The 24,178-nt window shown below is 59.3% G+C and carries 27 protein-coding genes; 3 read left to right on the forward strand and 24 right to left on the reverse strand.

The genetic code is table 11. The annotated features are described in order from the left end of the window. A complete protein-coding gene (locus tag QIY50_24670; protein WGV20414.1) occupies positions 1 to 747 on the forward strand; it encodes an SGNH hydrolase domain-containing protein in 747 nt (248 codons plus the stop codon). Between the two features lie 114 nt (positions 748 to 861). Here the strand turns inward: QIY50_24670 and QIY50_24675 are convergent, their stop codons facing one another. The 22 genes from QIY50_24675 to QIY50_24780 all read right to left on the reverse strand — a co-directional run bounded on the left by QIY50_24675 (position 862) and on the right by QIY50_24780 (position 22,017). Next, positions 862 to 3,273, reverse strand: a complete 2,412-nt coding sequence (locus QIY50_24675; GenBank protein WGV20415.1) for a tail fiber domain-containing protein — start codon at positions 3,271 to 3,273, stop codon at positions 862 to 864. A gap of 58 nt (positions 3,274 to 3,331) precedes the next feature. Further along, positions 3,332 to 6,385, reverse strand: a complete 3,054-nt coding sequence (locus tag QIY50_24680) for a host specificity factor TipJ family phage tail protein (protein WGV20416.1) — start codon at positions 6,383 to 6,385, stop codon at positions 3,332 to 3,334. Then, the gene (locus QIY50_24685) at positions 6,354 to 6,758 is read right to left on the reverse strand and encodes a hypothetical protein (GenBank protein ID WGV20417.1); all 405 of its coding nucleotides are present in this window, start codon (positions 6,756 to 6,758) and stop codon (positions 6,354 to 6,356) included. The genes QIY50_24680 and QIY50_24685 overlap by 32 nt, the downstream gene beginning before the upstream one ends. Before the next feature lie 2 nt (positions 6,759 to 6,760). Then, positions 6,761 to 7,240 (reverse strand): DUF1833 family protein, encoded by a 480-nt coding sequence (locus tag QIY50_24690; GenBank protein WGV20418.1) that lies wholly within the window; start codon positions 7,238 to 7,240, stop codon positions 6,761 to 6,763. Continuing rightward, positions 7,237 to 7,689, reverse strand: coding sequence for a transposase (locus tag QIY50_24695; GenBank protein WGV20419.1), 453 nt, complete (start codon positions 7,687 to 7,689; stop codon positions 7,237 to 7,239). The genes QIY50_24690 and QIY50_24695 overlap by 4 nt, the downstream gene beginning before the upstream one ends. Before the next feature lie 12 nt (positions 7,690 to 7,701). After that, positions 7,702 to 10,365 carry a tape measure protein gene (locus QIY50_24700; GenBank protein WGV20420.1) on the reverse strand — a complete coding sequence of 888 codons (2,664 nt, stop codon included), beginning with the start codon at positions 10,363 to 10,365 and terminating at the stop codon, positions 7,702 to 7,704. 121 nt (positions 10,366 to 10,486) lie between these two features. Then, complete coding sequence (locus QIY50_24705) at positions 10,487 to 10,783, reverse strand: hypothetical protein (protein ID WGV20421.1); 297 nt, start codon at positions 10,781 to 10,783, stop codon at positions 10,487 to 10,489. Between the two features lie 78 nt (positions 10,784 to 10,861). After that, the gene (locus QIY50_24710; protein WGV20422.1) at positions 10,862 to 11,143 is read right to left on the reverse strand and encodes a hypothetical protein; all 282 of its coding nucleotides are present in this window, start codon (positions 11,141 to 11,143) and stop codon (positions 10,862 to 10,864) included. Between the two features lie 74 nt (positions 11,144 to 11,217). Continuing rightward, positions 11,218 to 11,658: a hypothetical protein gene (locus QIY50_24715; protein ID WGV20423.1), complete on the reverse strand. Its 441-nt coding sequence runs from the start codon at positions 11,656 to 11,658 to the stop codon at positions 11,218 to 11,220. Between the two features lie 57 nt (positions 11,659 to 11,715). Further along, positions 11,716 to 12,885, reverse strand: coding sequence for a phage tail tube protein (locus QIY50_24720; protein ID WGV20424.1), 1,170 nt, complete (start codon positions 12,883 to 12,885; stop codon positions 11,716 to 11,718). A gap of 59 nt (positions 12,886 to 12,944) precedes the next feature. After that, positions 12,945 to 13,352, reverse strand: coding sequence for a phage tail terminator-like protein (locus tag QIY50_24725; GenBank protein ID WGV20425.1), 408 nt, complete (start codon positions 13,350 to 13,352; stop codon positions 12,945 to 12,947). Continuing rightward, positions 13,349 to 13,738, reverse strand: a complete 390-nt coding sequence (locus tag QIY50_24730) for an HK97 gp10 family phage protein (GenBank protein WGV20426.1) — start codon at positions 13,736 to 13,738, stop codon at positions 13,349 to 13,351. The genes QIY50_24725 and QIY50_24730 overlap by 4 nt, the downstream gene beginning before the upstream one ends. Before the next feature lie 2 nt (positions 13,739 to 13,740). Further along, a complete protein-coding gene (locus QIY50_24735) occupies positions 13,741 to 14,121 on the reverse strand; it encodes a glutamate 5-kinase (GenBank protein ID WGV20427.1) in 381 nt (126 codons plus the stop codon). Between the two features lie 2 nt (positions 14,122 to 14,123). Beyond that, a complete protein-coding gene (locus QIY50_24740; GenBank protein WGV20428.1) occupies positions 14,124 to 14,516 on the reverse strand; it encodes a protein singed in 393 nt (130 codons plus the stop codon). A 39-nt stretch (positions 14,517 to 14,555) separates the two neighbouring features. Next, on the reverse strand, positions 14,556 to 15,158 hold the full coding sequence (locus tag QIY50_24745) for a hypothetical protein (GenBank protein ID WGV20429.1): 603 nt from the start codon (positions 15,156 to 15,158) through the stop codon (positions 14,556 to 14,558). Between the two features lie 49 nt (positions 15,159 to 15,207). Next, the gene (locus tag QIY50_24750; protein WGV20430.1) at positions 15,208 to 16,176 is read right to left on the reverse strand and encodes a major capsid protein; all 969 of its coding nucleotides are present in this window, start codon (positions 16,174 to 16,176) and stop codon (positions 15,208 to 15,210) included. A gap of 12 nt (positions 16,177 to 16,188) precedes the next feature. Beyond that, entirely contained in the window at positions 16,189 to 16,899 is a 711-nt protein-coding gene (locus tag QIY50_24755) for a hypothetical protein (protein ID WGV20431.1), read from the reverse strand. A gap of 117 nt (positions 16,900 to 17,016) precedes the next feature. Then, the gene (locus QIY50_24760; protein ID WGV20432.1) at positions 17,017 to 17,445 is read right to left on the reverse strand and encodes a hypothetical protein; all 429 of its coding nucleotides are present in this window, start codon (positions 17,443 to 17,445) and stop codon (positions 17,017 to 17,019) included. Positions 17,446 to 17,460: 15 nt separating this feature from the next. Then, on the reverse strand, positions 17,461 to 18,504 hold the full coding sequence (locus QIY50_24765) for a minor capsid protein (GenBank protein WGV20433.1): 1,044 nt from the start codon (positions 18,502 to 18,504) through the stop codon (positions 17,461 to 17,463). Further along, the gene (locus QIY50_24770; GenBank protein WGV20434.1) at positions 18,494 to 19,312 is read right to left on the reverse strand and encodes a DUF4055 domain-containing protein; all 819 of its coding nucleotides are present in this window, start codon (positions 19,310 to 19,312) and stop codon (positions 18,494 to 18,496) included. Before QIY50_24770 ends, QIY50_24765 begins: the two co-directional genes overlap by 11 nt. A 615-nt stretch (positions 19,313 to 19,927) precedes the next feature. Next, a complete protein-coding gene (locus tag QIY50_24775) occupies positions 19,928 to 21,415 on the reverse strand; it encodes a terminase (protein WGV20435.1) in 1,488 nt (495 codons plus the stop codon). A gap of 2 nt (positions 21,416 to 21,417) precedes the next feature. Then, positions 21,418 to 22,017 carry a hypothetical protein gene (locus tag QIY50_24780; protein ID WGV20436.1) on the reverse strand — a complete coding sequence of 200 codons (600 nt, stop codon included), beginning with the start codon at positions 22,015 to 22,017 and terminating at the stop codon, positions 21,418 to 21,420. A gap of 85 nt (positions 22,018 to 22,102) precedes the next feature. Between QIY50_24780 and QIY50_24785 the strand changes: the two genes are divergently transcribed. Then, positions 22,103 to 22,894 carry a toll/interleukin-1 receptor domain-containing protein gene (locus QIY50_24785; GenBank protein ID WGV20437.1) on the forward strand — a complete coding sequence of 264 codons (792 nt, stop codon included), beginning with the start codon at positions 22,103 to 22,105 and terminating at the stop codon, positions 22,892 to 22,894. A gap of 49 nt (positions 22,895 to 22,943) precedes the next feature. Here QIY50_24785 and QIY50_24790 read toward each other — a convergent pair whose 3' ends face one another. Both QIY50_24790 and QIY50_24795 read right to left on the reverse strand, forming a co-directional pair. Continuing rightward, positions 22,944 to 23,213: a hypothetical protein gene (locus QIY50_24790; GenBank protein ID WGV20438.1), complete on the reverse strand. Its 270-nt coding sequence runs from the start codon at positions 23,211 to 23,213 to the stop codon at positions 22,944 to 22,946. After that, positions 23,213 to 23,524, reverse strand: coding sequence for a peptidase M48, Ste24p (locus QIY50_24795; GenBank protein ID WGV20439.1), 312 nt, complete (start codon positions 23,522 to 23,524; stop codon positions 23,213 to 23,215). Before QIY50_24795 ends, QIY50_24790 begins: the two co-directional genes overlap by 1 nt. A gap of 151 nt (positions 23,525 to 23,675) precedes the next feature. Between QIY50_24795 and QIY50_24800 the strand changes: the two genes are divergently transcribed. Continuing rightward, complete coding sequence (locus tag QIY50_24800; protein WGV20440.1) at positions 23,676 to 24,137, forward strand: hypothetical protein; 462 nt, start codon at positions 23,676 to 23,678, stop codon at positions 24,135 to 24,137. The last annotated feature ends 41 nt before the right edge of the window (positions 24,138 to 24,178 follow it).

Here is a 24,178-nt window from a genome sequence, read left to right on the forward strand (position 1 = left end):
ATGAACAAGTACGAGCCAGCGAAATGGAAGTCGGAAGCGTGCGTTAACGGTGATGAATCAGTTAAGCCTGATACTTTGCTGTGGGGCGATTCAAATGCCGCTCACTATATCGGCTATTTGAAAGCTATTGCGGAAAACGAACACTTCTCATTCCGAAACATTTCCCACTCGTCGTGCCCGCCAGTTAGGGTTGCAGATGGCCTGATAACGAAAGCGCAGGCAGATTCTTGCAGAGCGTTCAACGAGAGCGCTTTCGAGGAGTCGAAGAAGTATAAAACAGTGATTGTAGGCGGCGCTTGGGAAAGATACGCCATTAACGGCGGCCAGGCGCAGATAGCTAAAACTATCCATGAGTTGGCAACCAATGGCAACCAGGTGATCATCGCGCTAAACGTACCGCTGTTTGCCGGATTAGATCGCATGTGCACTGCAAAGGCAATTCGTTTCCCTGGGATGGACTGCAAATCCAGAGCGGTAATGCCGGATAATGGTGACAGTGAAATTAATAAGTTCCTAAAAGAACAGGCTAGCAAATACCCGAATGTAGCAACCTTCGATATTCGCTCGCACATCTGTAAAAACGGAATCTGCTCAGCGTACGACAAAGATTTCTTGCTCTACTATGACTCTGGTCATATTAATATGATCGGCTCAGAAATGATCGGCAAAGCCGCTGTAAAGGCTGGCACGGTACCTCATCCTATTGCAGCGCTTAGCCCAGTAGTACGCAACCTAGGCCGGAACTGAGCACCACAGGATCGCTGTAACTCTATGAGAAACTGCCAAATATTTTGAGCTACGCACAAAGCAATACGCAGTCATAAGGCGTGATACGAACCCCCTCGGAAGAGGGGGTTTTTACTACAAGAGCTTCTTCTGCAGGCACTCCATCATCAAAGCGTACAGCTCGTCATAACGAACGCCGTATCTGCAGCCCCCCTCAATCGCTTCCGCCACCAGAACCTGCTTGGTGTGCGTGTACTCCCAGACAGTGCCAGGCTCATCTATGCCTGCAGGAACTTCCGAGGCGATCAGGTCACCAATTTCATTGCTACCTTCCTCGCTTCCTGCATAGACGCTCCCATAGTCAATACTTTCGTAGACTGCCGGGCTAGCCTCCCATTCGTCGTAGCAAAGTATCCCGTATGCAAACGCATCAAGCCCTTCGCTCTCGAATGCCTCCTTCACTTGCTGAGCTATTACGCCGAAATGGAATCTTGCCGATTCGCCCTTGCGATCAACAGCGTCTTTCAGCCTAAACTTCCTGAAATTGATCTTAGCGCACACCCTTGCTTCAGCTTCAGAAATGGCCTCAATATCAACCTTAGCAAGCTCGTCGGAAGTGATGATTGTTCCATTTAACGCATGGATCTCACTAAATTTTTTCGTTGGTCCGCCTAAAGCTGTTTCGCCATTAGTGCTTGGAAGCACTGACGCTTTTGATAGCTGGAAGTTGAAGCCACTACCACCTATTTGCCAGTTACCTCCCGAGCCTGACCCGACTCTATATACTACAAACGCACTATCAGCCGGGGTGGACACTTGAAGGCCCGCGTAGCCAGTACCATCTGTAGAAACGTTGTAAGTCACATCGCCTTTGCCTTCTACCACATGCTTTGCGGCACTCAGTACGCTGGCGCCCGAAACGTCGTGCCTGTACCTCCAACGCCCAGAAAGAGTGCCTACATACTCACCAGTAGCATGACTGTAGACAGGATTCGCAGTTGCGCCACTTATTGGGTTTCCCGACACATTAAGAATGCTGCTTAGTATCGTTGTCCGTCTGCCAGGGTGCGCAATTTCAGCTACGTTTTTTTCAGATCCGGAGGTAATGGAAACAACATTAGTAGAAGCATCATGGCTCGCAATTTGAACATAGTTACGACTAGAGCCAAATCGAACTGGTTCAATCATATCTCCTGCGGTAAGTATCCCCACGAACATATTTTGTTCTGCTTCAGTGGCGGTAGAAACCCCCCTTTTCACGGTTCCCGGGGACCCTGTGCTGTTCAGCATTGCCCCGGAAAATACGTTCAAATCTCCTTTCCCAACCACGATGCCAGTTGAGCACGAAAGCCCTACAATTCCTGTAGCAACGCAACCACTGACACCGGTGTCATCCGTGGTAGTTTGACCATAACCTATCGCATAATTAGAATTGTAAGAGATAATATCAGAAAGAAGTGAATATCTTGTATCATTCTTGTACTCCACAGCGAACTCTTTTATGTTTTTTGCCAAAATACCACTTTGGCGACAGAAAAGACCGTTCTCTATAAGAGTTCCGTTTGTGTTTGTGCTATTAGCAATATCCCCCTCAACATACAGATCCTCGAAAACTATACCCTCCCTCCTTACGGCGGGATCGGAGGAATATGCGATAATATTTGATCCTGTCCCTCTATTGCCGACTACAGAGACTTCCTTCACACGGGCTCTTGGCTGATCGATAAGGGTAATGCCATGACCGTTATCTGATGAATTTGGTTTATCCAAATCTAGAGTAAACCTTGACAAATCAAGATATTGCTTGCCTTTGAAGGTCATGATATTTGAGCTGCCAGTTCTCTTGAATCTGGTAGACCTCATACCATCCCCCTCCAAGCGCAGCCCAGTAGTGCTGGTAGGGGAAACGTTGCTTATCTCAATTGTTCCTGGACCTAGCCTAGCGGCTTTTCCTGTGAGCTCACCTTCTGCGATCAATGCCAAGATCTTGGTATTACTATCGGTTGCGCCCGTATAATCAACACCATGATCGAGGCCACTCAGCCGCTCACCTAGCTTGTCGTAGACTGTTCCGATACGCCATCCAAGCAGTGATGGGCCGCTCGAAAGGGCAAGCTCGCCCCTCAGCACGTTGTCGCCAACCGACACAAACAGCCCCTTGTCTGCCAGCCAGTTCCCGGTTGTCACGAATGGCGTGGGCGTCGAAGCTGCTAGTTTGAAGAACTCCCCATCCACTCTCACCACCTGGCTGTAGGTGCTGAGGCTAATTCCCGCTGTGTAAACGCCCAGATCCTCGTACCCAATCGAAGCTAGGCGGCGCTGAAACTCTTCGTCCATCTCTGTTTTGAGATTGTCGAATTCCAATGCTCGCTGAGCCTGATCAGCAGCAAATCTAGCGCTCATTCCGAACATTGTGAGCAAATAGTTTCCGAGCCGGCCCAGCGCTGAAACTGATGTGCCATTCATGACCTGGTCAAGGATGGTAGCGTTATCGCTCAAATCGCGCGGATCGTTTGAGCCAACAGGATTTCCGGTGTTGTAGGCCATGTTGTTCTCCAAGGCACAAAAAACCCGCGCATGGCGGGCTAGATTCATTGCTCCCAACTCATGCCGGCGGGAACAGATCGTCGTAGGTGTAAACGCGGGCGTCGTAGGGCATGCCTTTCATAGCGACGTTGCCGTTTGCGGGGTCGGAGCTGGTAATCAGGGTTGGGTAGGCCCAGCGTGCTGCTGGCCCGAACAGGATGTGCGGCGGCTCTAGTGGGCCGTCGACCACGGGCGTGAAGTCGAGCGCATCCACCCGAACTGTGTACTGATCAACCTGCGTGGCGGTCCACGGACCAGACAGCGTGCCGTCCAGCTTGCGTACGCCAATCCGGTGCTCGCCGCCGGCGCTGAAGTCCAGCGGCTCGGACGAAGTCAGCAGAGTTCCCGCCCCAGTCACCTCGAAGGCCAGCAGGATCGCGCTCTGGCAACCCTTCGGCCTGTCGTCAGCGACTGCTGCGAAGCTGAGATAGCCGCTGTTGCTGCCGTCCATCTCGGTTTCCCATGTGTAAACGTCGGTCCTGAACTTCTGGTGGCCACGGCGGCGCATGCCGATGCGCCAGGCTCTGGTCCTGTCGCTGATGCCGGGCATCTTGATTTTCTCGACCTTGTTGCCCAGGTCACCAGGCCAGCGGCACTCGACCGTCTCCCACGCCCAAGTGGTGCGCGAGAAGAACTCCACATCCACGCCGTCGAAGTCGTTGATCGACGGCATGGCGCCGCTGATCTTCAGCATCTTGGTCATGTTCTGTGGCGAGTAGGTCTGGGTCTTCGGCCCATAAGTGACGTCGAAAGCCGCACGGGCGCTGTCCCGTACCGGCCTCAGCAAGCCCCGGAACGTCACCAGTTCGCCGAACCCACACGCCAGGGCGTTGTTCACCATGTCCTTCACGGTGATCGTCGCGTCCAGCGTCTCGTCGTAGGTGTCGCCGCGGGCCACGCAGATCTCATGGAAGGCCTGCCACTCGGGCAGGTCCAGGTCGTCGTCCGTGTATCCGCGCTGCTTCAGCTGGTGGATGCAGTACGGCACGATGTCGCGGCTTGGGCCGGTACCGCCCTCCATCAGCGGCAGAATGCGCGTTGCCTCGACGCTGACCTGGCTCTCCGACTGCGCAGAAAGACGGTCACCACCCCGGATATTGCAGGTCATCACCGTCAGGCCCGGATAGCTCGTAGGAGAGTTCTGCATCCGTCCGCGGAGGTCCGTCCAGGTTGCGTCGTCGCGGGCCTCGTCGTTGATCCGCCCCGGGCGGTCCTTGTACAGCTTGCGCACCCGGGCCTCGGCGCGCATTGGGTATGGCAGTGTCACCCGGTCAGTGAAGCCCTGGGCATCCAGCGATCCACCGGCATTCATCAGTTCGATGACGGTCCAGGCGCCGGCCAGATCCATGTCCCGATACTCAAATGCGTAGTAGGTCGGAATCTCGTAGATCTGCCCTTCCCGGCCAATGCCGCACAAGCCATTTGCGTAGGTGACCGACCACTCGATCATCGTGACCTTCTCGCCTTCCGGGCAACAGGCGAACGGGCCGCGGTAGCCGCCCTGCAGGTTAGATGCGTCCAGCGTGATCAGGCCGTTGACCGTCTGCATGGCGTTGAAGCCTGGCCAGCCGGTGTCTGTCGAGCCGGACGCTGACAGCCGTTCAACCTCGATCAGGCTTGTGCTGAATGCTGTGATGCGGTACCGAAGCCCGCGCGGGCCTATGGTGGCCAGCCCCTGGCCCAGTGCCAGACCTACCACTGGTGAGCCGCCGTCATAGTCCAGGGTCATCTCGGCTGGCTGCTCTGGGATTGCACTGGTAGTGGCAGTCCCTGTGGCGCCAACTGGCGACGCCCCCAAGATGGTGGAAGCACCGGTAGCGGTGATGGCCTGGCCGGCGAATGGCGTCAGTTCGACAATGCGAAGCACGCTGCCGCTCACTTGCGCCTGGAACGGCTTACCGCTGAACTGCGTGTTGAGCGCCGATACCAGCCCGGACAGGTTGGTGGTCGCGGTGTTCAGCGTGATCGGGTAGCTGGTAGCGCCGCGGAACAGGGTGAAGCTCAGCGGGGTGACGTCGAAGTCGTATCGGGTTGGCGCCGCCGAGCCGGTCAGCGTAGATGCCGTGCCAGGGTTGGCCGGCACGGCTGGGCTGTATGGCGTGTAGCTGTGCACGACGTAAAGGCCAGCATTCGCCCCTGCAACCTCGATCAGCATGCCAGGCGTGGGGTTCAACATTTCCAGCGGGCCACGCACGATGTCGCGCCCTGCCCCTCCGTCAATGACGGTGTAGGTGTAGGGCGCCAGAACGCGGACGATGATACCGTTCGACCAGTCCGCCGGGAACTGGCCTGAGCCTGCCGGTACGCTGATCGTGTCGCCGACGAACTGGTACGCCGATGCGGTGGCCGACCTGGTCAGGTCGGTGGCCATGGTCAGTTCCAGGCCGGCAGAACCGCTGGAGCTGGCCCCCACCTCTGGAGCGTTGAACCAGTTGATATGCGCTGGATCTGCCGACAGGTCAGCGCCTGGCGGATAGATGGTGAACGTTGCATCCGCGCCCAGGGAGATAAGCGGAGTTTCCCCTACCTTGACCTTGGCCAGCGGCACTTCGTACTCGCCTTCGCCGATGTAGAGCAGCATTTCCACGCGCTGGTCGCGTGGCGCCAGGAATGCGCGGCGTGGCTGGGCCAGGTACGACGGATAGACCCGCTGGTGGCCGGCTATCTGCCGCACCGGGTCGCCCAGCTTGACCTTGTTACCCTTGGCGCTGGCATCCATCAGCGGGTCGCCCTGCTGGGTGCCGGCGCTCGATGGCATGCCAGGCATCTTGGGCATGATCGCCTTCAGCACCGCCTTGGCGCCCTTGAACAGGGCGAAGGTGATGGAGAACGGGTCGGTGCCCTTCGGCTCGCGGTAAATCTGGAGCAGGTCGGATGGCTTGAACTTCACCTTGTGCCACAGGTGCTGCTCGATCACCTCATCATTGAGGACAACGCTGATTGGCGGGCTTTCCCGGCGCTCGTAGGACGGTGCCAACGACTTCAGCCAGGCCTCGATGGTCATCCGGCGGTCGGTCTTCCAGGTGCCGAGCGGCGCCGTGTCACTCAGCTTGTTCGGGTAGAACTCGATCACGGTAATAGACCACCTTGGGGTGAGCGGCTTCGAACTCGCCGGTTGTCCGGAGGCAAGCGCCGCCGGGGTTTGTGTCCAGCACCTTCAGGCGCCCTTCGCTCAGGAGGACGGTGCCTACATGCAAAAGAGCCGTACCGCGCAGCACCGCGGCAATGGCTCCAGGTTCAGGGGCGCATTCCTCCATTGCCTTGCGGAGACTGCGGTAGGCCTTGGTGTTTTCGCGGATCTTGTCCTTGCCAACCGCTCCCAGCGACGGGAGCCATGGCAGGCCAAACAGGTCGTGACGGATCGCCCGGCACATCCCCCAGCAATCGAAGGCAATAGGCCCCCGTGCACCCTCGCGATACGGGGCGCGCATGAATTTTTCGATCATGGTCAGATGTACGCCAGGCCGGGTGCTATGGAAGTGGTCAAGATGGTGCGAAGGCCGTTGGTGTTGAGCAGGTCGTAGAAGCCTGCGGTTAGCTTCGCCACGTTGTCTTCATACTCCCTGCTGAGCAACGTCATGCGGTACCGCTCCTGCGGAAACGACAGGTCTTCAGCCAGGTAGCGGCGGAAGGTGATGATGAAGCGGTCGTCGGCCGCTTTCGCCTCCTCCACGACCTCCTGCACTTCGCCGGTCACGTTGTCCAGGCCCAGCACCAGGTTCTGGAACGCACTGTTGTCGTTCTTGGGCAGTGCAAGGTCCATGGCCATCGCGATGAAGGTGAGCGTGCGGCCGTCCTCGGTGGTGCACACCCGGTCTTCCCAGCCAGAGCAGTACAGATGGGAGACGGTGCCGCCCTCCTTCTTGGCCTCGATCGTGTCGACCAGTTCGCCCCTGCCCGAGGCGTAGCACTCCTCGATCAGACTCATGCTGCTGGCCACTCCTGGTTGATCGCCCTGTCTATGATGTCTTTGTTCATCCAGTACTGCGGGAAATCCAGCCATTCTGGCGGCATGCGCGGCTTATTGCGCAGCATCAGCTTTGCGCCGTACTTCCATCGAGAAACCTGAACAAGATCTGGACCGGTGTACCCGTCAAGGAACCTAGCTTCGTACAGCTGAAATCCCATTGGAGTTTTGAGTGGGCACAAAAACCACTCGAACCCATTCTTCAAAGTGTCTTCAAACCAAGCCTCGAAGTACGACGCCTCGTCATCCTCGAATATGAAGCTGGCATTCACGTCGTTAGGCACATAGCTGTGCTTCACCCGAAACCGCCTTCGCCCGGTCACAAGCTTGGTGGAAGATAGCGGACTTACAGTGCTTAGCCCGTAGGCCTCCTGTAGCGGGGGTGGCAGTTCTGCCGGGTATTGAATCATTGCCGTTCCTCGTTAGGAGCCCATGCGTTTGAGGCCGTAGGTGCTTTCAAGGGCCTGAGCACGCTCACCGCCACCCCAGATGTCCGCAACGAAGGCGTCGATCTGCAGCTGGCCGTCGTCACCGGTGCGCTGATCAACAGTGCCGGCGCGGGACCGGTCTTCGATCAGGTTCACGGTGACGTTTGGCTGGGCGGCCACGGGCACCTGGATGCCACCGGACGATTGAGTCGAAGCAACCGAACCACCACCAGCCACCGACACCCGCTCGTTCGAGTTGATCGCCTCCAGCAGAGCCCGGTTACGCTTGGTGGCCGCGGCATTGACCACGAATTCCCCGTCGCTCAGGCGAGCCATGATGCTGTCGGAGGTGCCGGTACCGGCGCCGGACACGTATCCGCCGGTGGCGAAACCCGGGAGGCTGATCGAGCGGATCGACGCGACCTGAGCCATCTGCGCTGTGAGCGCAGCGCCCGCTGCAGCGATACCGAGCGCTGGGCCGACGATTGGAATGCCAGCCATTGCCGCGTAAGCATCGCTGGCGGTCTTCGGCGCATTGATCAATGCCTGAGCGATTGCGACAGCCTTTGAAACAGCAAACATCGCCTTGTATGCAGATGACTGCTCACCGGCAAACGTACCGACAAGGCTGGTCAGATCGCCGAACATCTCTTGCGCCATTGAGATTCGAGCCATGCTCATGGCCTGATCGTTTCTCACTGTATCTTCGGCCCGCTGCTGTTCAAGCTGGCGAATGGCTTCGTCGTACTGGGCCGCGTTTTCAACCTCAAGCTGGCGATACTGCTGATACATAGCAATTCGCTGGTCGTACCAAGCCTGAAGCTGGGCATTCTCTTCAGCCATTCGGGCCAGTTCCGAGCTTGGCCCGCCAACCTCGGCCGAAATCACCGAGGCATTTGGCTTCCCACTGAAAATCTGCCCCTTGATTGCCGAATCGATACCCGACCTGGCGATGTTGCCCGCCGGCCCCTGGATTCCAGCCGCTGCCGCTTTCTGAGCGTAGAGTTCTGCCAGGCTTTGACCTTTGAGGTACTCTTCGTTGATCTGCTTCAGCCTGGCCAGGTGCTGATCCTGCCCCTGAACAATGGACGCGTAGTTAATGGATGCCTGCGCCAGTGCTTTGCTGTACTCACTCTGGCTGATTGCGCCACGGTCCAGTGCAAATTGGAGCTGTTGCTGCTCTCTGGTGAGGGAGCGCACCGCTTGAGCGGCAGGGTCGTATTGCCCATACAGCTTGGCGAACAACCCCAGAGCCTCGGAGAGTCCTTTCTTTGCCTCGGCGGTAGATTTTGCGTTTGCCGAACCGAGATCCTTAGCCGCCTTTTCTGCGGCAGCTTTCCGGTCTTTTTCCTCGGCGTACTGCAGCAGCAGCTTTTCCTGCTCTGGCAGAAGCTTGCCAAGCTCTCCAGTTTCAATGGCATACCTGACCTTGGCGGCCTCTGTGTTTTCCCCTTGTAGGGCGGCCTGCTTCTTCAGGCTGGCCAGCATTTTTTCGTATTCAGCGTTAACGACCGTGGCAGGCTCTTCGCCTTTTGGCTTCTGCGCACCAGTCCCGGCTGCTGCTGACTCCATCTTGCTTACGATCGCTCTGATCGCAGTGGACTTCCCCTCAAGCTCTTTGATCTCGGCATCAATCTCTGCGCGGTCGTAGAACTTGAACTTGAAAAAGACCGTATCAGCCGGGTCATCCTTTGCCAGCTTTGACCTTGCGTTCTGCAGGTCACGAATACCGGCCATGGTGACGCTGAGCTCGTTGTTCAGCCCGGCTACGGTTTGCTTGTCCTTGCGGAAAAAGTCCAGAAACTCGCCGGAGTTGAACCCATCCATGGCGCGTGCCAGCGCTGCAATCCCGCCAGCTAGCCTACTGCTTGCCCCGGTAGCCTCGTCCAGCCTGCCAACAGTGGTGATCAAGGCGTTATTGAAAGAGGTGATCGCTTGGCTGACGGTGAGGGTCATGGCCGAACTTAGTTCGTCGACCTTGTCTTTCTGATTTTGGAGGGCCTTAACCAATGCTTCGGATGTCAGCTTACCTTCTGCACCCATTGCCCTCAGTTGGCCGATGGTCACTCCAAGGCCGCGAGCGATTGCCTGGGCCAAAGCCGGCGTTTGCTCCATGATCGAGTTCAATTCGTCGCCACGCAGCGTTCCAGACGCCAGCGCCTGGCCAAACTGAACCATAGCGGCATCAGCGGCCTGTGCACTGGCACCGCTGAGCGCCACGGTTTTTGCCACCGTCTCGGTGACGCTTGCCACATCAGAGAAGTCGAGCCCGAGCTGACGCGCGTTCTGCGCAACACGCTGATAGACCTGGGCGGTAACCTCGAGCGACTGCCGCGAGCTCTGGGCGACCTGGTAAACCGATTCCTGGGCGAAGGCTAGTTGCTCTGCGCTTTCAGTTACCAATCGAAGCCGGTTTGTCAGGTTTACGTACTGCTCAGCAGCGGCTGCGATCTTCGCAACACTGAATGCCGCCGCAATTGGTCCGGCAAGCCCGGTGACTGCCGAAGCAAGCCGGTCTGTCTGGCCTTCCAGCGTTCTGACTTTAGAGGCGCTTGTTGACGCCTGATTGCCCATTTCGCGGATACCAGCCTCGGCCCTATCCATCGCCGGGTCAACACGGTTGCCGGCTGACTCAAGGGCATTGAGGTCCTTAGTCATAGCGCGGGCATCACGCTGAGCGCCTCTGGAGTCGATCGTAACCGCCAGGCGAGACTCTTGGTTCATACAAACTCCGGGCATAAAAAAGCCCGCACTCGGCGGGCTTCGGTTGAATGTCTGCTCAGTCTGTGACCGGCTCTAGGTCTGAGGAGCAGTGCTTGCACTTGATGGCTTCGCGCTGGACTACCTCAGCGCAGTATGGGCACTTGCGGTAGTTTGCGGACGATCCGTATTTTTTTGCGATTTCGATGCTCTTTGCATCGTCAATGCCAATTGGATTCACCAGCCATATAGCGATGAGGGCAAAAATGGAGAATAGAAAGCCCAGCGCAAACCAGGCCCCAGCACTGCGCCCTTTCTGCTTGGCGAAGTAGGCTGTTACCGCGGCGACAGCAAGCCAGACAATTGGAATTTCCATGAGCCCCCCCTGAGTCGATGGCAGAATTTACCATCCGCCCTGCTTCGAGTGCCATCACTGCTACCCGAAAGAAGCGCTCTATCGGCGAGACCCCTTCTCCCCCCTCTTTTCAGACTGCTTTTCCTGCTCTTCGCTCCAACGCTTCCTGAACTCTTCGTCCAGTGCGAACACTGCGGCGTCGAACTCTTCGCGGCATATCACCGAAGGGTAGCGGTCGAGGTATTCGACAATGGCGGACGGCGCAATAGGCGCAGGCGCACCGAACATGCCAACGTACTGCCTGGACCGTCCAATGTGGCCGTAGGCCTCAAGGATTTCGGCAACTACGTCGTCGATCTCTGGTGATTCCTGGACCGTCAACCCGAGGCGCTCATGCTTCCAGCGCTTCTTTTCGTTCTCCGGCCCGGCCCAGTCCCTACCCCAGCGATATGCCGCTACTGCTTTTCCGCTGTTTCTGCTGCCCGCTCCTTGGCCCTGGTCATGATGTCCAAGGCAGCCCGGACAACAGTCCAGTAAACGTCAGGCATCATCTTGAGCAGTTCAACACCGAGCTTTGGAGTGTATTGGGCCGGGACGCCAGGGTTATCAGCAACGTCCACGCCCTGCCAGTCCTTGATCAAGTGGCGCGCCGCCAATTCAAAGTACAGGTCATCGCCCGATTCGATCTCGACCTCTGCGACCGCGTCCAAGCTGAAGTCCTTGGTGCCCGCCTTCGTCTGGAGGTCGATCGAATCCAGGTGGCGCTGAATAATCGCCTTGTGTGACTTGAACATCGGGTTGCCGAAGGACGCTACGAGCAGCTTCGCGCCTGGCGCAAAATCAACCCAGCGCTGCCCATCGATATCCAATTCAGGCTTCTTGATGGTGATACCCATGGTATTCCTCTGCGGTAAAAGGCCCGACGCACACCGCAGGGCGCGCCGGGCAAAGGGTTAGGCGGTTACGGTGACAGCGCAGGTGTCGGTCTTGGTGCCGTCTGCAGCGCTGGTCGCGGTGATGGTGGCCGTACCCACGGCCAAGCCTTTGACCAGGCCGGTTGGGCTCACGCTGGCGATTGCCGGGGCGGAACTGGTCCAGGTGACTTGCTGGCTGGCACCGGACGGGGTGACCACGGCCTCAAGGTCGGCAGTTGCGCCAACTGCCACACTCAGGGTGGCCGGAGTGACATCCACGGCAGCCACAACGATCGGCGCCGGCAGGCGGGTGATGGTCGGGGCCACGCGGCGGGCGGTGTAGTTCAGTTCCACCTGGATGATGTCGGTCGAGCCACCATCCGGCCAATCAGCGGTGATTTCCATCTCCGGGATCAGGAACTTGTAACCGCCGTCGGCGTTGCCGATGGTGAATTCCAGGCTGATCGCGTCGTTGGTCTTCTGGGCCTTCCACAGCTCATAGGCCATCTTCGACCAGCTGATGGTGATCGCACCGGACGGGGTGAATGTGGTGGCAATGATGTTGCCCGGGTACGGGTTGCCGTTCCCGATGCAGCGCTGAGTCTGGACGGCGTTGTCGAACTGCAGGTTGAAGCTGTCGACGCAGGCGTTGTCCTCGCCCACCTGGACGCCGTTGATCTTCAGGCCGCTGATGTCCTTGAAGCTGAAGCGGCGCTGGCTGGTCTCTGGCTGGGCGTTGATGATGAACGAGGTGTTGTCGCCCTTGTCATCCCAGGCGCGCGCGGCCATGGTCGTGGTGACCGTGACCTCGTTGTCGCCCGGGAAATCGAAGTTCATGGTGGCGACTTGCACGCCGCGGGCAATGGCCGAAACACCGATGTCGGTCGCGTAGGAGGCGATCGAGAAGGTGATACGGTCGTCGCCCATGGTGAGCTGGTGGCTGGCCCAGGCCTTGCCGAAGCAGGAGGCCATGAACTCGTCCAGCGCACCGAAGCGCCACTTGGTCTCGATATCGCCGCCAACGTCCACGGTGGTCTGGGCAGTGCCCTGCGACATCCGGGTGAAGCCGATCTCGTTGTTCTCTTCCGAGTTGAAGGTCGGCATCAGGCCGTTGCTGATCCGCGTCAGCACGTTCCAGTCGCCGGCCGGGGTCACGCCGGGGGTTACTTCTTTGATCCAGGCCAGCTGGACCTTGGCTCCGCTCGACATGCGGTTTCTCCTATCGATAGGCGTAAAAAAACCGCCATGTGGCGGTGGATGTTGAGGGCTCAGTAGGCCCGGTATGGGATCGACACGTTCACCTGGTACCAGCCGTGCCCGTCATCGCCAATGGTATTGGCCGAGGCCGCGTAGTACTCGAATGGCCCGGTCGGGTCGCTGTAGAACTCGAAGTGCTGAACCAGCGTGTCGGCAGCCTTGGTGATGGCCAGCGTTCCCTTGTTACTGGGCACGAACAGCTGAACCATGATGATGCCGGGCCGGCGAACGCATGGGCCGATGCCGACCTCTGGTGCGCTGGCCAAGCCAGGAACGTCCGCCAGCCTGGCCCAGATCGGTTTGCCGGCCGGGTTGAACGGCCCTTTGGGGTTGTTCGGGTAATCGACTGCGTCAGCGGGAATTCCCGCCCACTGCGCCATGCGGCCTGTGACGATGGCCCGGATTTGTTCGAAGGTCATGTCCTGTAGGCCTCGGCTACGCCATTGAACGACACCGCGTAGATGCCAGCCGGCGCCTGCTGGGAATGGCCATCCTCAAGCGGACCTGCATACGGCAAATTGTTCTGGATGAAGACCTGGGTGTATGGCTCCAGGCCGGTGACTGCTCGAACACCAGCCTGGATGGTTTCGGCGCCCGTTGGATCGACGTTCACGGTACTGGTGTACACCGGCGCCCCGACGCTGACGATGTTGTTGCCACGGAAGCGTCCGGTATCAACCGGCGACCGCAGAACGATCTCGTTGAGCATGGCCATGGCGATAACCCTAACTCGCTGGCTCAGTTGCTCTTCAACCACCCCGGTGAACATGCTGGGCGGCGTGCTCCAGCCTCTGTTCTTGGCCATGGTCACTTCCTCAGCTGGATTTCGTAGTGCGCCTTGGCTGGATCGATGCCTGGACTGACGATGCGGTACGTCACGGGCTCGCCGGTGATCAGGTCTGTAGCCGTGATCTGGTGGCCAACTGCGGGCTTGTCGGTGACCTCGTTGGCCAGAGCTATCAGCAGTACATCGCCCACCATGATGTTCAGGCCATCGATGCGCCGGCTGTCGTAGCTGTCGAGCACGCCGCGGCCGGTGTAGATCACTGGCTGCGCCGTGGTGGTCTCGTTTACCGGGTCCCAGTCGCCGGGTCCCATGTAGGTACCGGTGAACGTCGATACCGCGTCGGCCAGGTCTTCGTCGAAGGCCTCGGCCAGGTCGGCCTGGATTTCGTCGCGAAGGCCCATGGCTATCCCCTTTTCACAGCAAAGGCGAACGGATTGCTGCGCCAGGGCGTCAGCAGCGCCAGGGCCAGCTGTACACATGCTGGCTGGGCGACAGTGCTGGTCTTGTCGATCGAGCCGAAGGTCTTGCTGGTCGATACCGATCCGGCCTTGACGGTCTTCGCCTCGAGCGAGCCCTCAGTCTGCTGCTGGTAAAGCTTGCCTTGGGAGGCGCATTTGGCCAGCCGCGCGCCTGCCTGCTTCACATCGTCAGGGATGTTGTCCATGTCGATGCCGACCAGGTTGAGCGCGGTCAGATAGGCGTTCGCCTCGAAGACCGCCTCGTCCTTCAGCTCTGGAGCTGCCCAGTCAGGCCCGAGGATGGCGTCTACGTCGGCCACAGTGATGTAGGTAGCCATCAGGCCTCCGCTTAAATGAGTGGGGCCAAGGCCCCGGGATTACTGCTGGCCGAGTTCGGCTACCTGCTTCTGCAGCGACTCTTTCGAGGCGTTGGAGCGGTAGGAGACATTCGCGGCGTCGAGCTTGGCCTTCAGGGCCTCGACCTCGGGGTCAACGTTCGCTGGCTTGAGGGATTCGATTTGCTTGAGCAGTTCGGCATTCTGCTTCAGCAGCTCTGCCTTCTCCTGCTCCAGGCCTACGACCTTCTCCACTTCGCCGTCGCGCTCACGCTTGAGGCTGGAAACGCCGGCATTCACCGCCTCCAGCACCTCGAACAGGCGCGACGCGGTTTCGCCCAGGTCGCCCGAGGGGCGCTCCAAGCTCTGGACCGCGAACGATTCGACGATCACGCCGATGGAGCCGAGTTCAGCCGTCAAGCGATCGACAACGTCCTGGCTCAAACTGCCGGCCTCGACGACCACCGCCAAGGCCTGCAGCTCGGGGCGAATGGTTACTTCGGGAACGTCCTTGGCAGCGCCTTTGCGACCCTCCGCCACGTTGGCGTCGACAATGACCAGCCCATGTTCCCGGGCGAGTTCCTTGACGTTCTCCTGGTACTGGTGGAACGGTCCAGCCAGATACCAGATGTTGTTTCTGCTCATGCGCTTGTCCTCAGCAGGCCAGGCCACAGGCCCAGCCAGCCATCAGGGTTTACTTGGAAGCGTCACCGATCAGAGCAACACCGGCGGTGTGCTTGATGCTGGTGGCGGTCTTGTCCCAGTTGGTGCCGGTGGCGATCTCGGCATCGGTCGGGGACTTGCCGCCGTTGGTTTGATCCCAGGTGTAGCCCTTGAGGCCCAGGCCGAAGTCGTAGTCCACCTGCAGGGTGGTCTCGATGCGCTCCTTGCCGTTGGTGGTCGACACGTTGCTGACCATGTTGCGGCCGTCGTGCACCAGTGCGGCGCCCTGAACCAGGGACAGGATGATTTCCTTGTTCGGGGTGCCCGTCTGCATCAGCGCCGGGGCATCGGTGACCACCGAGACCTTGCCCAGGATGTCGACAACGCGGACGTTGCCAGCCTGGAACAGCTGCTCGGAGTTGGTCAGGGCCTGGCCGATCAGCTTGTGGTAGGTGGTGCCCTGCATCACCTGGGTTACCAGGTTCTGGCTGGCGTCACCGAACTTGGCGTGGGCGTTGTTCAGACCGACCTGAGTGATGCCGGCGGTTGCCGAGACGTCGTTGACGGCAGCGGCCTGGGCAGTGATCGCAGCAACCAGCGCAGCGATGGCGGTGTTCAGCTGGTCCTTCAGCAGGATCTCAGCGAACGCTCGGGATGCCACCTCGACGCCTTGAGCGGTTGGGCGCTCCAGCCAGGTCATCTGCGACGGCTCGTAGCGAACGGGGCCGAAGCCGCCGGCCACCTTCACCGAGGTGTTTTTCAGCTCGGTCAGGTCGGTGATCGGAGCAGCGCCGTTGGCTGCGTAGCGATCGACGCGGCGCTGGGCTGCGGCCAGGGTCTGGAAGAACGACTCTTGGAGGAAGTCGCCGGTGAAGCCGTCCGGGGACAGCACGATGGCGCCGCGGCTGGCGGCGTTGAACGCAACGAGCATCTGATCCAGCGTCTCGATGGTCGCCGGCATGATGTACTCGTTGAAAACCTGCATTTGCGACAGGGACATAGGTGTTTTTCCTTACGATTGAGGGAGGTCTGGGAACCGGCTGGCGATAGCCGCCGTGCGTTCCGCTTTGTTACCGCCGAAATTGCCTTTTGCGGCCCCGCCGCCCTTTCCAGCACCCCCGGCCCCGCCGCCAGATGCCTTGCTGCCAGCGATCAGCGGCCCGAAGGCCGGATCGTTGGTGAATTCTGCTTTCAGCTCGTCCAGCGTTGCCGCCGAGAGCTTGCCGGCGGCGTCCAGCACCACAACGGTTGGTTTACCGTCGCGCTGCTCGACGCTCAGCCGGCGTTCGATATGGGGAAGCAATGCCTTGGCGCTGCCTGGCACGGCCAGAGCAGTCGCGATCTCGGTGGCGGTGCGGCCCACGGTCAGATCCCGGATCTGGCCTTGCAGGGTGGCGCGCTCGCTTTCGAGGGTGCCGGTCAGCTCAGCTTCGCGGCGGTTGTACTTCTCGGACCAGGACTTTTCGAGTTCCTCGACGTTGCCAGACTTGCGCAGGGCTTCTTCGCGCTCCAGGCGCGCCTGCTCTTCGGCGTCCTTGCGAGCCTTGTCGGCCGCCTTCTTCTCGTCGAGCAGTTCCTGCACCTTCGATTTCAGGCCGGATACGTCCTCCTGCTGCGGCAGACCCTCGATGCCCAGGACGAACTTGCCGTCCTTCTCGACGTACAGTGCTGCTACCGACTCTTCGACGCCTTCGAGGCTGTCCAGTTGGAATTTCAAGGTCATTGCTGTCTCCCAGAGACGTTTAGCAGGCCCTGCCTGCGGGTACAAAAAAGCCCCGGCTCAGCCAGGGCTTGGAAATTTCGCGCCACGAAATGGCGGTGATGCGTTTCGTGGCGCGGATCAGAACAGCGCGATTCGCTCAGCCAGCAGGTCCGAATACTCACGCATGGCACCGAGCTGGGCGGTAAGCAACTCAGCTTCTTTGGCCGGCAAACCCTTGAAAACCTCGGTGGCGAAAAAGGCCGACAGCTTTCCGACCTTCTCGTCGAGCTGTGCCTTCTCCGCCACGACGCGGACCTGGTGAGGCGCTAGGCCCTCGGTATTGCCAATCGGCAAATAGGCAGCGTCGAAATGCTCTTTTGGCGACCAGCTGATGTAACCGGCGTGGTCGGGATGATTTGGCTTTCCGCCGTCCTGATACTCGACCAGGTAGCCTTCATCGGCGCCGCTCTCGTCTGCTGGCAAATCCCAGCCGCGGTATTCGTTGTACGCCAAGCGGGTCATTGCCAGTGCCATGATGGTCTTGGTGCCAATGTAGAGCTGATTCATGGGTTTCTCCGTGGGTTACATTCCTGCCCGCTCGAAAGCCATCGGCTCACGCTCGCGCAGCTGCTTGAGGGTCAGGGTTCGTCCGTCGTCGTCGACAAACCGATCGATGGTGAGCTCGCCCTTGCTGAACAGCTTGTAGCGAGCCGGGCCGAGCACATCCTCTTGGAACGCTGCCGGCTGCCGTGCGAGCCATTCGCCGTAGGTGGTCTTGCTGCTGACCTGTTCGGCGCCGTCAGGGCCTACCGCTGGGCGCGTCGAGCCGGGGATATCCCTGGCAAACTCGTCCTTGAGCACAGGTATCTCGGTGGTCCGGCAGTTCCAGTGGAACGGCGGAGAAGGTGCAGCCATGGGCACCACAGTGCCGTCCAGGGCGCGGCATAGCGGCGTGGTCCTGCCGTCCAGCGTGGCGACCCGGCGTTTTCCCTTCAGGATGTCGTCGTTGTCGGCCATGACCTGCGACCTCGCCGAACTGGCGATGTGGTTGGTCATGGTCCGCACCAGCGCGCCAGCCTGGTCGCGCTGCTGCACGCCTAGCGATGTGAGCCTGCGGCTGATCTGGTCAGTCGTCTCGCCCAATGCCGAGCCCACGCGAATCTCGCTGATGATCTCGGCGCACTTCTTGGTGCCGTACTGGTCGAGCGCACCGGCGATGCTGATGCGCTGCCGGCCCTTGCCGACCTCCAGGTCGAGCGGATCGGCCAGCGCCGCGGCGGCCACCTGCTCGATGCTGGGCTTGTTCAGCTGGACCACCGTCTTCACGACCTTGCCCAGCAGGGTCATGTTGAACTCTGCCTCGTAGCCGCCAAACTCAGTCAGGTCGAGCACGGCCTGCTGCTTCATCTCGCCGTATACGCCCGACAGCTCGCCCTGTAGCTCCTGAATCTGCTTCTCGTACCGTTGGGTGCCGTAACGGCTCAATCCTTCTGATACGCGCGATTTGGCGGTGCTGATGGCCTTGGTGATGAACTTGGCCAGACGCTTGAGGCTTCCCCCGGCGTAGCGCTGCACGTGCACCTGGTGGCGAGTCGCTGCGTCCAACAGGTAGCCGTCACTGCTCATCCTCACCGCCTCCGGTGTCGTTGCCGGTCACCGGCGGCTGCTCGGCCAGTTCATCGTCGATCAACCCGTCGGTACGGTCGGCCTCAAGCACCCCGCCCTGGCGCAGGTTGGTGCGCAGGTCCGACTTCGCGATGATGCTCTGCTGCCAGAGTTGAACCTGGGCCAGTATGTCCTGGGCGGTCATCGTCTCATCGAAGAACGACTGGTTGAGCCAGAAGACCGTCCCCGCCTCGTCCGGCTCGCCCATCATGAAGCGCTCGGCATCGAGGATGGCTCGCTTCAGGGCCTCCGACACGTTGCCGGCGATGGTGCCAAGCACGCTGTTATCCGAGCTGTAGCGGATGCGCACAGCCTCTGCTGTCTCAGCGCCGCCCGCTTTCTGGACGATGCGCGCGCCGATCATCAGCATCTGCTCCTCCTTGTCCTTGAGCAGCGTTCGAGCCAGTTGGCTTTCGGCTGCCTGGACCAGGGTCGCGGTACCGCTCTTGCCGAGGTTGTAGCCCCGGGTCGAACCGATGTGCATGCCGTTCGGGTTCACCTTGGCGAACTCGTCGGCGCTGATGTCGGTGGTGATGAACAGGGTTGGCTGCGAACTGATAAACCCGCTCTCCTCCACCGTGGCGCTGTTGCCGTAGTGCAGGATGTTCACGTCGGCCAGGTCTTCCAGCGGTGACTTGTCGATACTGGCGTCGTTGTTCTGGGGCGCCGTAGAAGCTGAACAGGATGTGGTCGAAAGGCTGGCCGTTCTTGTCGAGTGGCGAGACCTCAGTGAAGTTGGTCTTGTCCTCGCTGTAGAGGCGCTGAACATAGCGGCCGCCAATTAACAGCAACACACGATATTGGGTGCCACTGGTCCGTTCCAGGTTTTCCGGGCTGAACTCCGATACGCATTCCAGCAGGCAGACGTAGACCAAGCGCTTCACGCCATCGATCACCTGCTCATCCCAGTCGATGATCGACTCGGCACCGTAATGTTGGATCAGAGCGCGTCGGCCCTGCATGTCCGCCATCGAGGACACGCCCTCAACGGCCGGGAAGTCCACCAGGAACCCGCCACGGCCAGCATCCAGGCATTCCCCCACAGCATCCTTGGAAAGCTGCTCCAGGCTCGTGCCGTCGCCGCTGGCGTTCTCTTTCAGGTAATCGACGCCGGTGGGCAGCTCAAGCTCGGCGGTCTTGCGGAACACCGCGCCCAGCAGGCCAGTACGCGTGCGCCCGGTGATGTTCAGGAACATCGCCCGCTTCTTGTACTGCTTGTACCGCGCCAGGTTCTCCGGGGACTTGTTCTCAGGGTCCGGCATCGGCAGGTATTCGTCGTGCTTGCGCACCTCTCGGGCGCCGGCCACGCAACGCTTGACCAGCTGCCAGCCGGGCAAGGCCTCCGAGTACTCTGCCCGGGGAATGAAGTTCGGCATGGGTGGCCTCAGAAAGTGAACGTGATGGGTACGTGCTTGACCACGGAGCGCTTGGTCTTGGCCACGGCGAAGTAGCGGAAGGCGTCAGACGGGTGGGATGACCAGTCATGCAGCGGCTTGTCTCTCCAGCAGCCGCGCTTGTCGTCCCACTCTTTTCGGTAGCTCTCCAGGGCGGTGATGCCCTCCTCGCATTTGGCTTCATCGAAGGCGCAGTTGGGGAGGATTTCCCGAGCCTGCTCGATTCCTTCGTCCACGCCGAGCTTCGGCACCACCTGGAAGGTCAGCGAATAGCGCTGGCCGTCGATCTCGTAGCCCTCTCGTGCGAGTTCGCGCCGAGTCTTGCCGTCGCTACCAAATTCCCGGTTGTCGATGTCGTGGGGCCCCCAGTGCTCGCCATATTCGTAGCCGCGATCCTTCAGCACCTTCATGTAGTGCCGCAGGCCTTCCCCGCTGTTCTGGTAGAAATCGACGATGTGGTACTCCTCGCCGACGATCCGGACGAACCAGATGGCCGTGGAGTCGCCCACGCCGATATCCCAGAACGTGTGCACCGGCAGGTGGCTGTTGTCAGGCAGCTTACCGATGCGCTGGGCGGCGTAGAGCTTGGTGAACTGCTTGGCGTAGTAGGCGCCCTCGATCGTCTGCTGGAATGCCTCAGCAGGGATCGACGGGTACTCCCGCTTCATGTCGTCGCCAAGGGTCTTTTCCTTGGCGGCGTACCAGGCGCGCTGGCCTGGGTTGGTGATGATCCCGTGCTTTGCTGCCAGGTCGTCGAAGTACTTCGCCAGCCGGTCCGGGATGACTACATCGGTCGGGTCCAGCCAGTAGAGCGGGTTCCGCCACCAGCTGAAGAAGAAGAACTTCCAGTCCAGCAGGCCCAGGGGCACGCCGGCAAGCTGCTGCTTCTCGGCTGACTGGCTGTAATCGAAGAAGTACCCGGCCCGGCCTTCCGCCGTCGATTCGATCGTAACGAAGCACTCAGCGGCCACGGCCTCGAACGCACCGGTGACGATCTCCCGCGCCTTGTGCGGGAACTTGGCGCAGATCTTCCCGAACTCGGAAACGTGCAGATAGCGCAGCGTGCCGCCCCGGAAGGAGGTGGATACGTAAAGCGATCCACCCTTGCTGAACACCAGCTCGCCCGCAGCATCGTTGCGCGCTGGGTTGGCCGCCTTGATCTCCTTGGGCAGGTGATCGTAGGCGTACTTCACCTTCTCCCGGAACAGACGCTTGGCGTCGTTCAGGGTGTGGGCGATAAGGGCGCATTTGGCAGCCTCGAACAGCGCGGCATCCAGCTGGACGATGCAGACCAGCGTGGTGAAGCCCAGCTGCCGAGCCTTTAGGATGATGTTGCGGGTGTGCATCCCCTGGAAATAATCGACCTGCTCCTGCGTCATGCGGAAGCGGACCTTCTTGCCCTGCTTGTCCGTGATGAAGTACAGGTTGTTCAGCCGCCAGAACCGGTCCCGAAGCAGTTTCATGTGCTCGGGCTTCATGGTCAGGCATCCTTCGATAGTTCATCCATCAGCTGCGACAGCTCGTCGGCGTCTTTCGACTGCTCCTTGTCGTCCAGGCCGAATGCGGTGCGCTCAAGCACCTGCAGGTTCTTCATGGCTGAGGACAGCTGGAAAAGGGTCTTGGCGTTACTCGGAAGACTCACCGCCCCAAGCATCGCGCTACGACGGAAACCGCTCTGGTCATCAGCAGTATCACGCTCGATCTCGTCTTCGATCTCTTCGCGATGCTTGATGGTCGTCATCAGATCATCCATCAGCAGGTTCGCAAGGTTCGTTGCCTTGCGAATGTCGCGGCGGTGGCTGCGAACAACCGTCGCGCCCTCTTCTGCCGCCTCTTCGATGATCTCGGCGTCACGTTCAGGGTTCGCGCATTGGTCTTCGCGAACTTCGCCGCGAACCAGCTTGTTGCGAACCTCTTTGCGGACCTGCTCGGAAAGGTCCCGCTCCCAGCCCAAGGCTTTGGCCTTCTTCCGGATTGCGGTGTCGCTCACCCCGTTGCGGTCAGCGATGGTACGGATGGAAAGCGCCCCGGCCCGGAAGGCACGTTCGATCGCCTCCCAGTCGGCTTGCTTCGGATTCATAGGATTTTTTCTAGTGAGGGGTTGAACTGAGATCATTGAGCCATCATGTCAAAAGCGCCTTCCCACTCCATGATCAGGACGCCCCATGAGTCATAAAATATTCTTGAGCCACAATCACGCTGACAAACCAGTGGTCGAACCAGTTGCGCTACGCCTGGCAGAAATCTTCGGCGAGGACGCCGTATTCTATGACTCATGGTCCATTCGCCCTGGTGACGGCATCATCGACCAAATGAACAAGGGCCTTGAAGCCCCAGAGTTCGTCTTCTTTTTTGTGACCGAAAAAAGTCTGGCCAGCCCGATGGTAAAACTGGAATGGCAGAACTCACTGCACGCAGCTACGCGAGGGAAGACACGGATGATCCCCGTTCGGGTCGATGGAAGCGCTATGCCTGCTCTCCTAACCCAAACGCTTTACATTGATATGTTTACTGCAGGTTTGGAGGCAGCCATTGCGCAAATCGTTAGCGTTACGCAAGGGAGCTCATCGTTCACGCCGCAGCACCATGGGTTTTCGAACCTGACCTACTCAACAGTCGAAGATGCTAGCGGCTCGATGGAGCTGACCATAAAAGCCTCGCATCTGATGGAGCCTAACGGCAGCTTCATGATAGCCACAGGCAATGCTGAAGATGAGATGTCCTGCGTCATGGCCAATGGTCATGCTCACTTCGGAGGCTTTAACAAAAATGTAGTGACCGGCGAAGACGGGTCAACACTGAATGGCTTCTTGCTCCGCATGATGGGGGGAGCAATCACTCCAGCCCATCCACTCAGAATCAAAGTCAACAAGCACAAGGAGGCACCGCTGAGCGTAATAGCTGTCTTCCACGAGGCGGGCGAGAACCAATGGATTCCGATTCCATATAAAGCTTAAGTAGAAATACTGACACCCGCGCCACAAGATAGGGACATAGTGTGGCGCCCTACCCCGGCTGGAACACGTGGCCGCGTCGGGCGACCGCGTACAGGACTATGCCCAGCTTGAGGATCACGCCGTACAGAGTGGGCACATGGCCGTTCATAGCCAGAACGAACGCGCCGAATGCGCCGATGGCCACCAGGTAGAACGCGACGGCCAGCAGTGGCGCATCCATTGGCCTGATCCGGCGCAGGTAGTCGCACGCGGCTATCACCACCAGCACGCTCAGGAAGGCATTGGCGCCAATCAGGACTGAAATCAGGGTCGAGCTCATCAGGTAGCTCCTTTGGCACCGAACTGTCCTACCAGTGACTTCAGAACTGGGATGATGTTCATTGCCAGAAGGCCTATCAGAAAGGCCACGCCGTATTGGGTTTCTCCGCTTGTGCCAAGGTTGAAGTAGCTGATGGCAAGCGGGGTGCAGAAGACTGCCGATGCGAAGCCGGTGAAAAAGGCAGCGACCGCTTGGCCGCGGGTAAGGCCGCGCAGGAAGGTCAGCGAGAGGATCGCCCCCGCGAAGCCGCCAATGATCACGCCGTACTTCACCAGCAGGACGCCGGCAGTCGTGCTTGCTGGTTCGGCCATGAGTGGTTCCTAGAAGAAAAGGCCCGATTAATGCCCTCTTCGGGCTCGAGCAAGGTAACTTGTGCGAAAAAAGCTCAGTTCTCACCGATTTGCCTTGAAACACGCCAACTGTAGTGATTTGCTAGCAAACCTTTTTGTGCGGAGACAAGGAATGCACCCTTCCGTAGTAATCGAGTTCATGGATCCACATGGCAACGTGCAGGCCAATCCTCCAGGAACCCCTGTTGTAAAAGTTCAGATCGGCCCTGTGAAGAAATCAGATCACTCCTACCCTACCGGGGAAAACCAGGCGATTACCTATGCCCTGATTGATACAGGTTGTGATTGCATGGCTATCGACGCCGACCTGGCAGTGGAACTCAAGATGCACGAGACAGGCCGTAGGGACGTGCGTGGCGTCAACCATACCGAAAATAGCGCTGTTCACCCTGGATTCATCTGCTTCGCAGGAACCCAGAAGGTTTACTTGACAGATTTCGTAGCGACACCGATGGTCAAAAACGGACGCAAGTACACCGTCATCATCGGCATGGAAATGCTCAACAAAGGCGTACTCACGATGGACTTCCATCGCCATGACTACCGGTTCAGCCTCGAGGACTGCGTGAACTGATCTATAAAGCCCGAGCCGTTGCTCGGGCATTTTCCCACCTG

This window comes from Pseudomonas putida (genome assembly GCA_029953615.1).
Classification (GTDB): Bacteria; Pseudomonadota; Gammaproteobacteria; order Pseudomonadales; family Pseudomonadaceae; genus Aquipseudomonas.

Coding starts and splice junctions, on each gene's coding strand:
- QIY50_24670 (WGV20414.1), top strand. CDS start 1: ATGAACAAGTACGAGCCAGCGAAATGGAAGTCGGAAGCGTGCGTTAAC.
- QIY50_24675 (WGV20415.1), bottom strand. CDS start 3,273: ATGGCCTACAACACCGGAAATCCTGTTGGCTCAAACGATCCGCGCGAT.
- QIY50_24685 (WGV20417.1), bottom strand. CDS start 6,758: ATGATCGAAAAATTCATGCGCGCCCCGTATCGCGAGGGTGCACGGGGG.
- QIY50_24690 (WGV20418.1), bottom strand. CDS start 7,240: ATGAGTCTGATCGAGGAGTGCTACGCCTCGGGCAGGGGCGAACTGGTC.
- QIY50_24695 (WGV20419.1), bottom strand. CDS start 7,689: ATGATTCAATACCCGGCAGAACTGCCACCCCCGCTACAGGAGGCCTAC.
- QIY50_24700 (WGV20420.1), bottom strand. CDS start 10,365: ATGACTAAGGACCTCAATGCCCTTGAGTCAGCCGGCAACCGTGTTGAC.
- QIY50_24705 (WGV20421.1), bottom strand. CDS start 10,783: ATGGAAATTCCAATTGTCTGGCTTGCTGTCGCCGCGGTAACAGCCTAC.
- QIY50_24715 (WGV20423.1), bottom strand. CDS start 11,658: ATGGGTATCACCATCAAGAAGCCTGAATTGGATATCGATGGGCAGCGC.
- QIY50_24720 (WGV20424.1), bottom strand. CDS start 12,885: ATGTCGAGCGGAGCCAAGGTCCAGCTGGCCTGGATCAAAGAAGTAACC.
- QIY50_24725 (WGV20425.1), bottom strand. CDS start 13,352: ATGACCTTCGAACAAATCCGGGCCATCGTCACAGGCCGCATGGCGCAG.
- QIY50_24730 (WGV20426.1), bottom strand. CDS start 13,738: ATGGCCAAGAACAGAGGCTGGAGCACGCCGCCCAGCATGTTCACCGGG.
- QIY50_24735 (WGV20427.1), bottom strand. CDS start 14,121: ATGGGCCTTCGCGACGAAATCCAGGCCGACCTGGCCGAGGCCTTCGAC.
- QIY50_24740 (WGV20428.1), bottom strand. CDS start 14,516: ATGGCTACCTACATCACTGTGGCCGACGTAGACGCCATCCTCGGGCCT.
- QIY50_24745 (WGV20429.1), bottom strand. CDS start 15,158: ATGAGCAGAAACAACATCTGGTATCTGGCTGGACCGTTCCACCAGTAC.
- QIY50_24750 (WGV20430.1), bottom strand. CDS start 16,176: ATGTCCCTGTCGCAAATGCAGGTTTTCAACGAGTACATCATGCCGGCG.
- QIY50_24755 (WGV20431.1), bottom strand. CDS start 16,899: ATGACCTTGAAATTCCAACTGGACAGCCTCGAAGGCGTCGAAGAGTCG.
- QIY50_24760 (WGV20432.1), bottom strand. CDS start 17,445: ATGAATCAGCTCTACATTGGCACCAAGACCATCATGGCACTGGCAATG.
- QIY50_24765 (WGV20433.1), bottom strand. CDS start 18,504: ATGAGCAGTGACGGCTACCTGTTGGACGCAGCGACTCGCCACCAGGTG.
- QIY50_24770 (WGV20434.1), bottom strand. CDS start 19,312: ATGTTCAGCGCCTCTACAGCGAGGACAAGACCAACTTCACTGAGGTCT.
- QIY50_24775 (WGV20435.1), bottom strand. CDS start 21,415: ATGAAGCCCGAGCACATGAAACTGCTTCGGGACCGGTTCTGGCGGCTG.
- QIY50_24780 (WGV20436.1), bottom strand. CDS start 22,017: ATGAATCCGAAGCAAGCCGACTGGGAGGCGATCGAACGTGCCTTCCGG.
- QIY50_24785 (WGV20437.1), top strand. CDS start 22,103: ATGAGTCATAAAATATTCTTGAGCCACAATCACGCTGACAAACCAGTG.
- QIY50_24790 (WGV20438.1), bottom strand. CDS start 23,213: ATGAGCTCGACCCTGATTTCAGTCCTGATTGGCGCCAATGCCTTCCTG.
- QIY50_24795 (WGV20439.1), bottom strand. CDS start 23,524: ATGGCCGAACCAGCAAGCACGACTGCCGGCGTCCTGCTGGTGAAGTAC.
- QIY50_24800 (WGV20440.1), top strand. CDS start 23,676: ATGCACCCTTCCGTAGTAATCGAGTTCATGGATCCACATGGCAACGTG.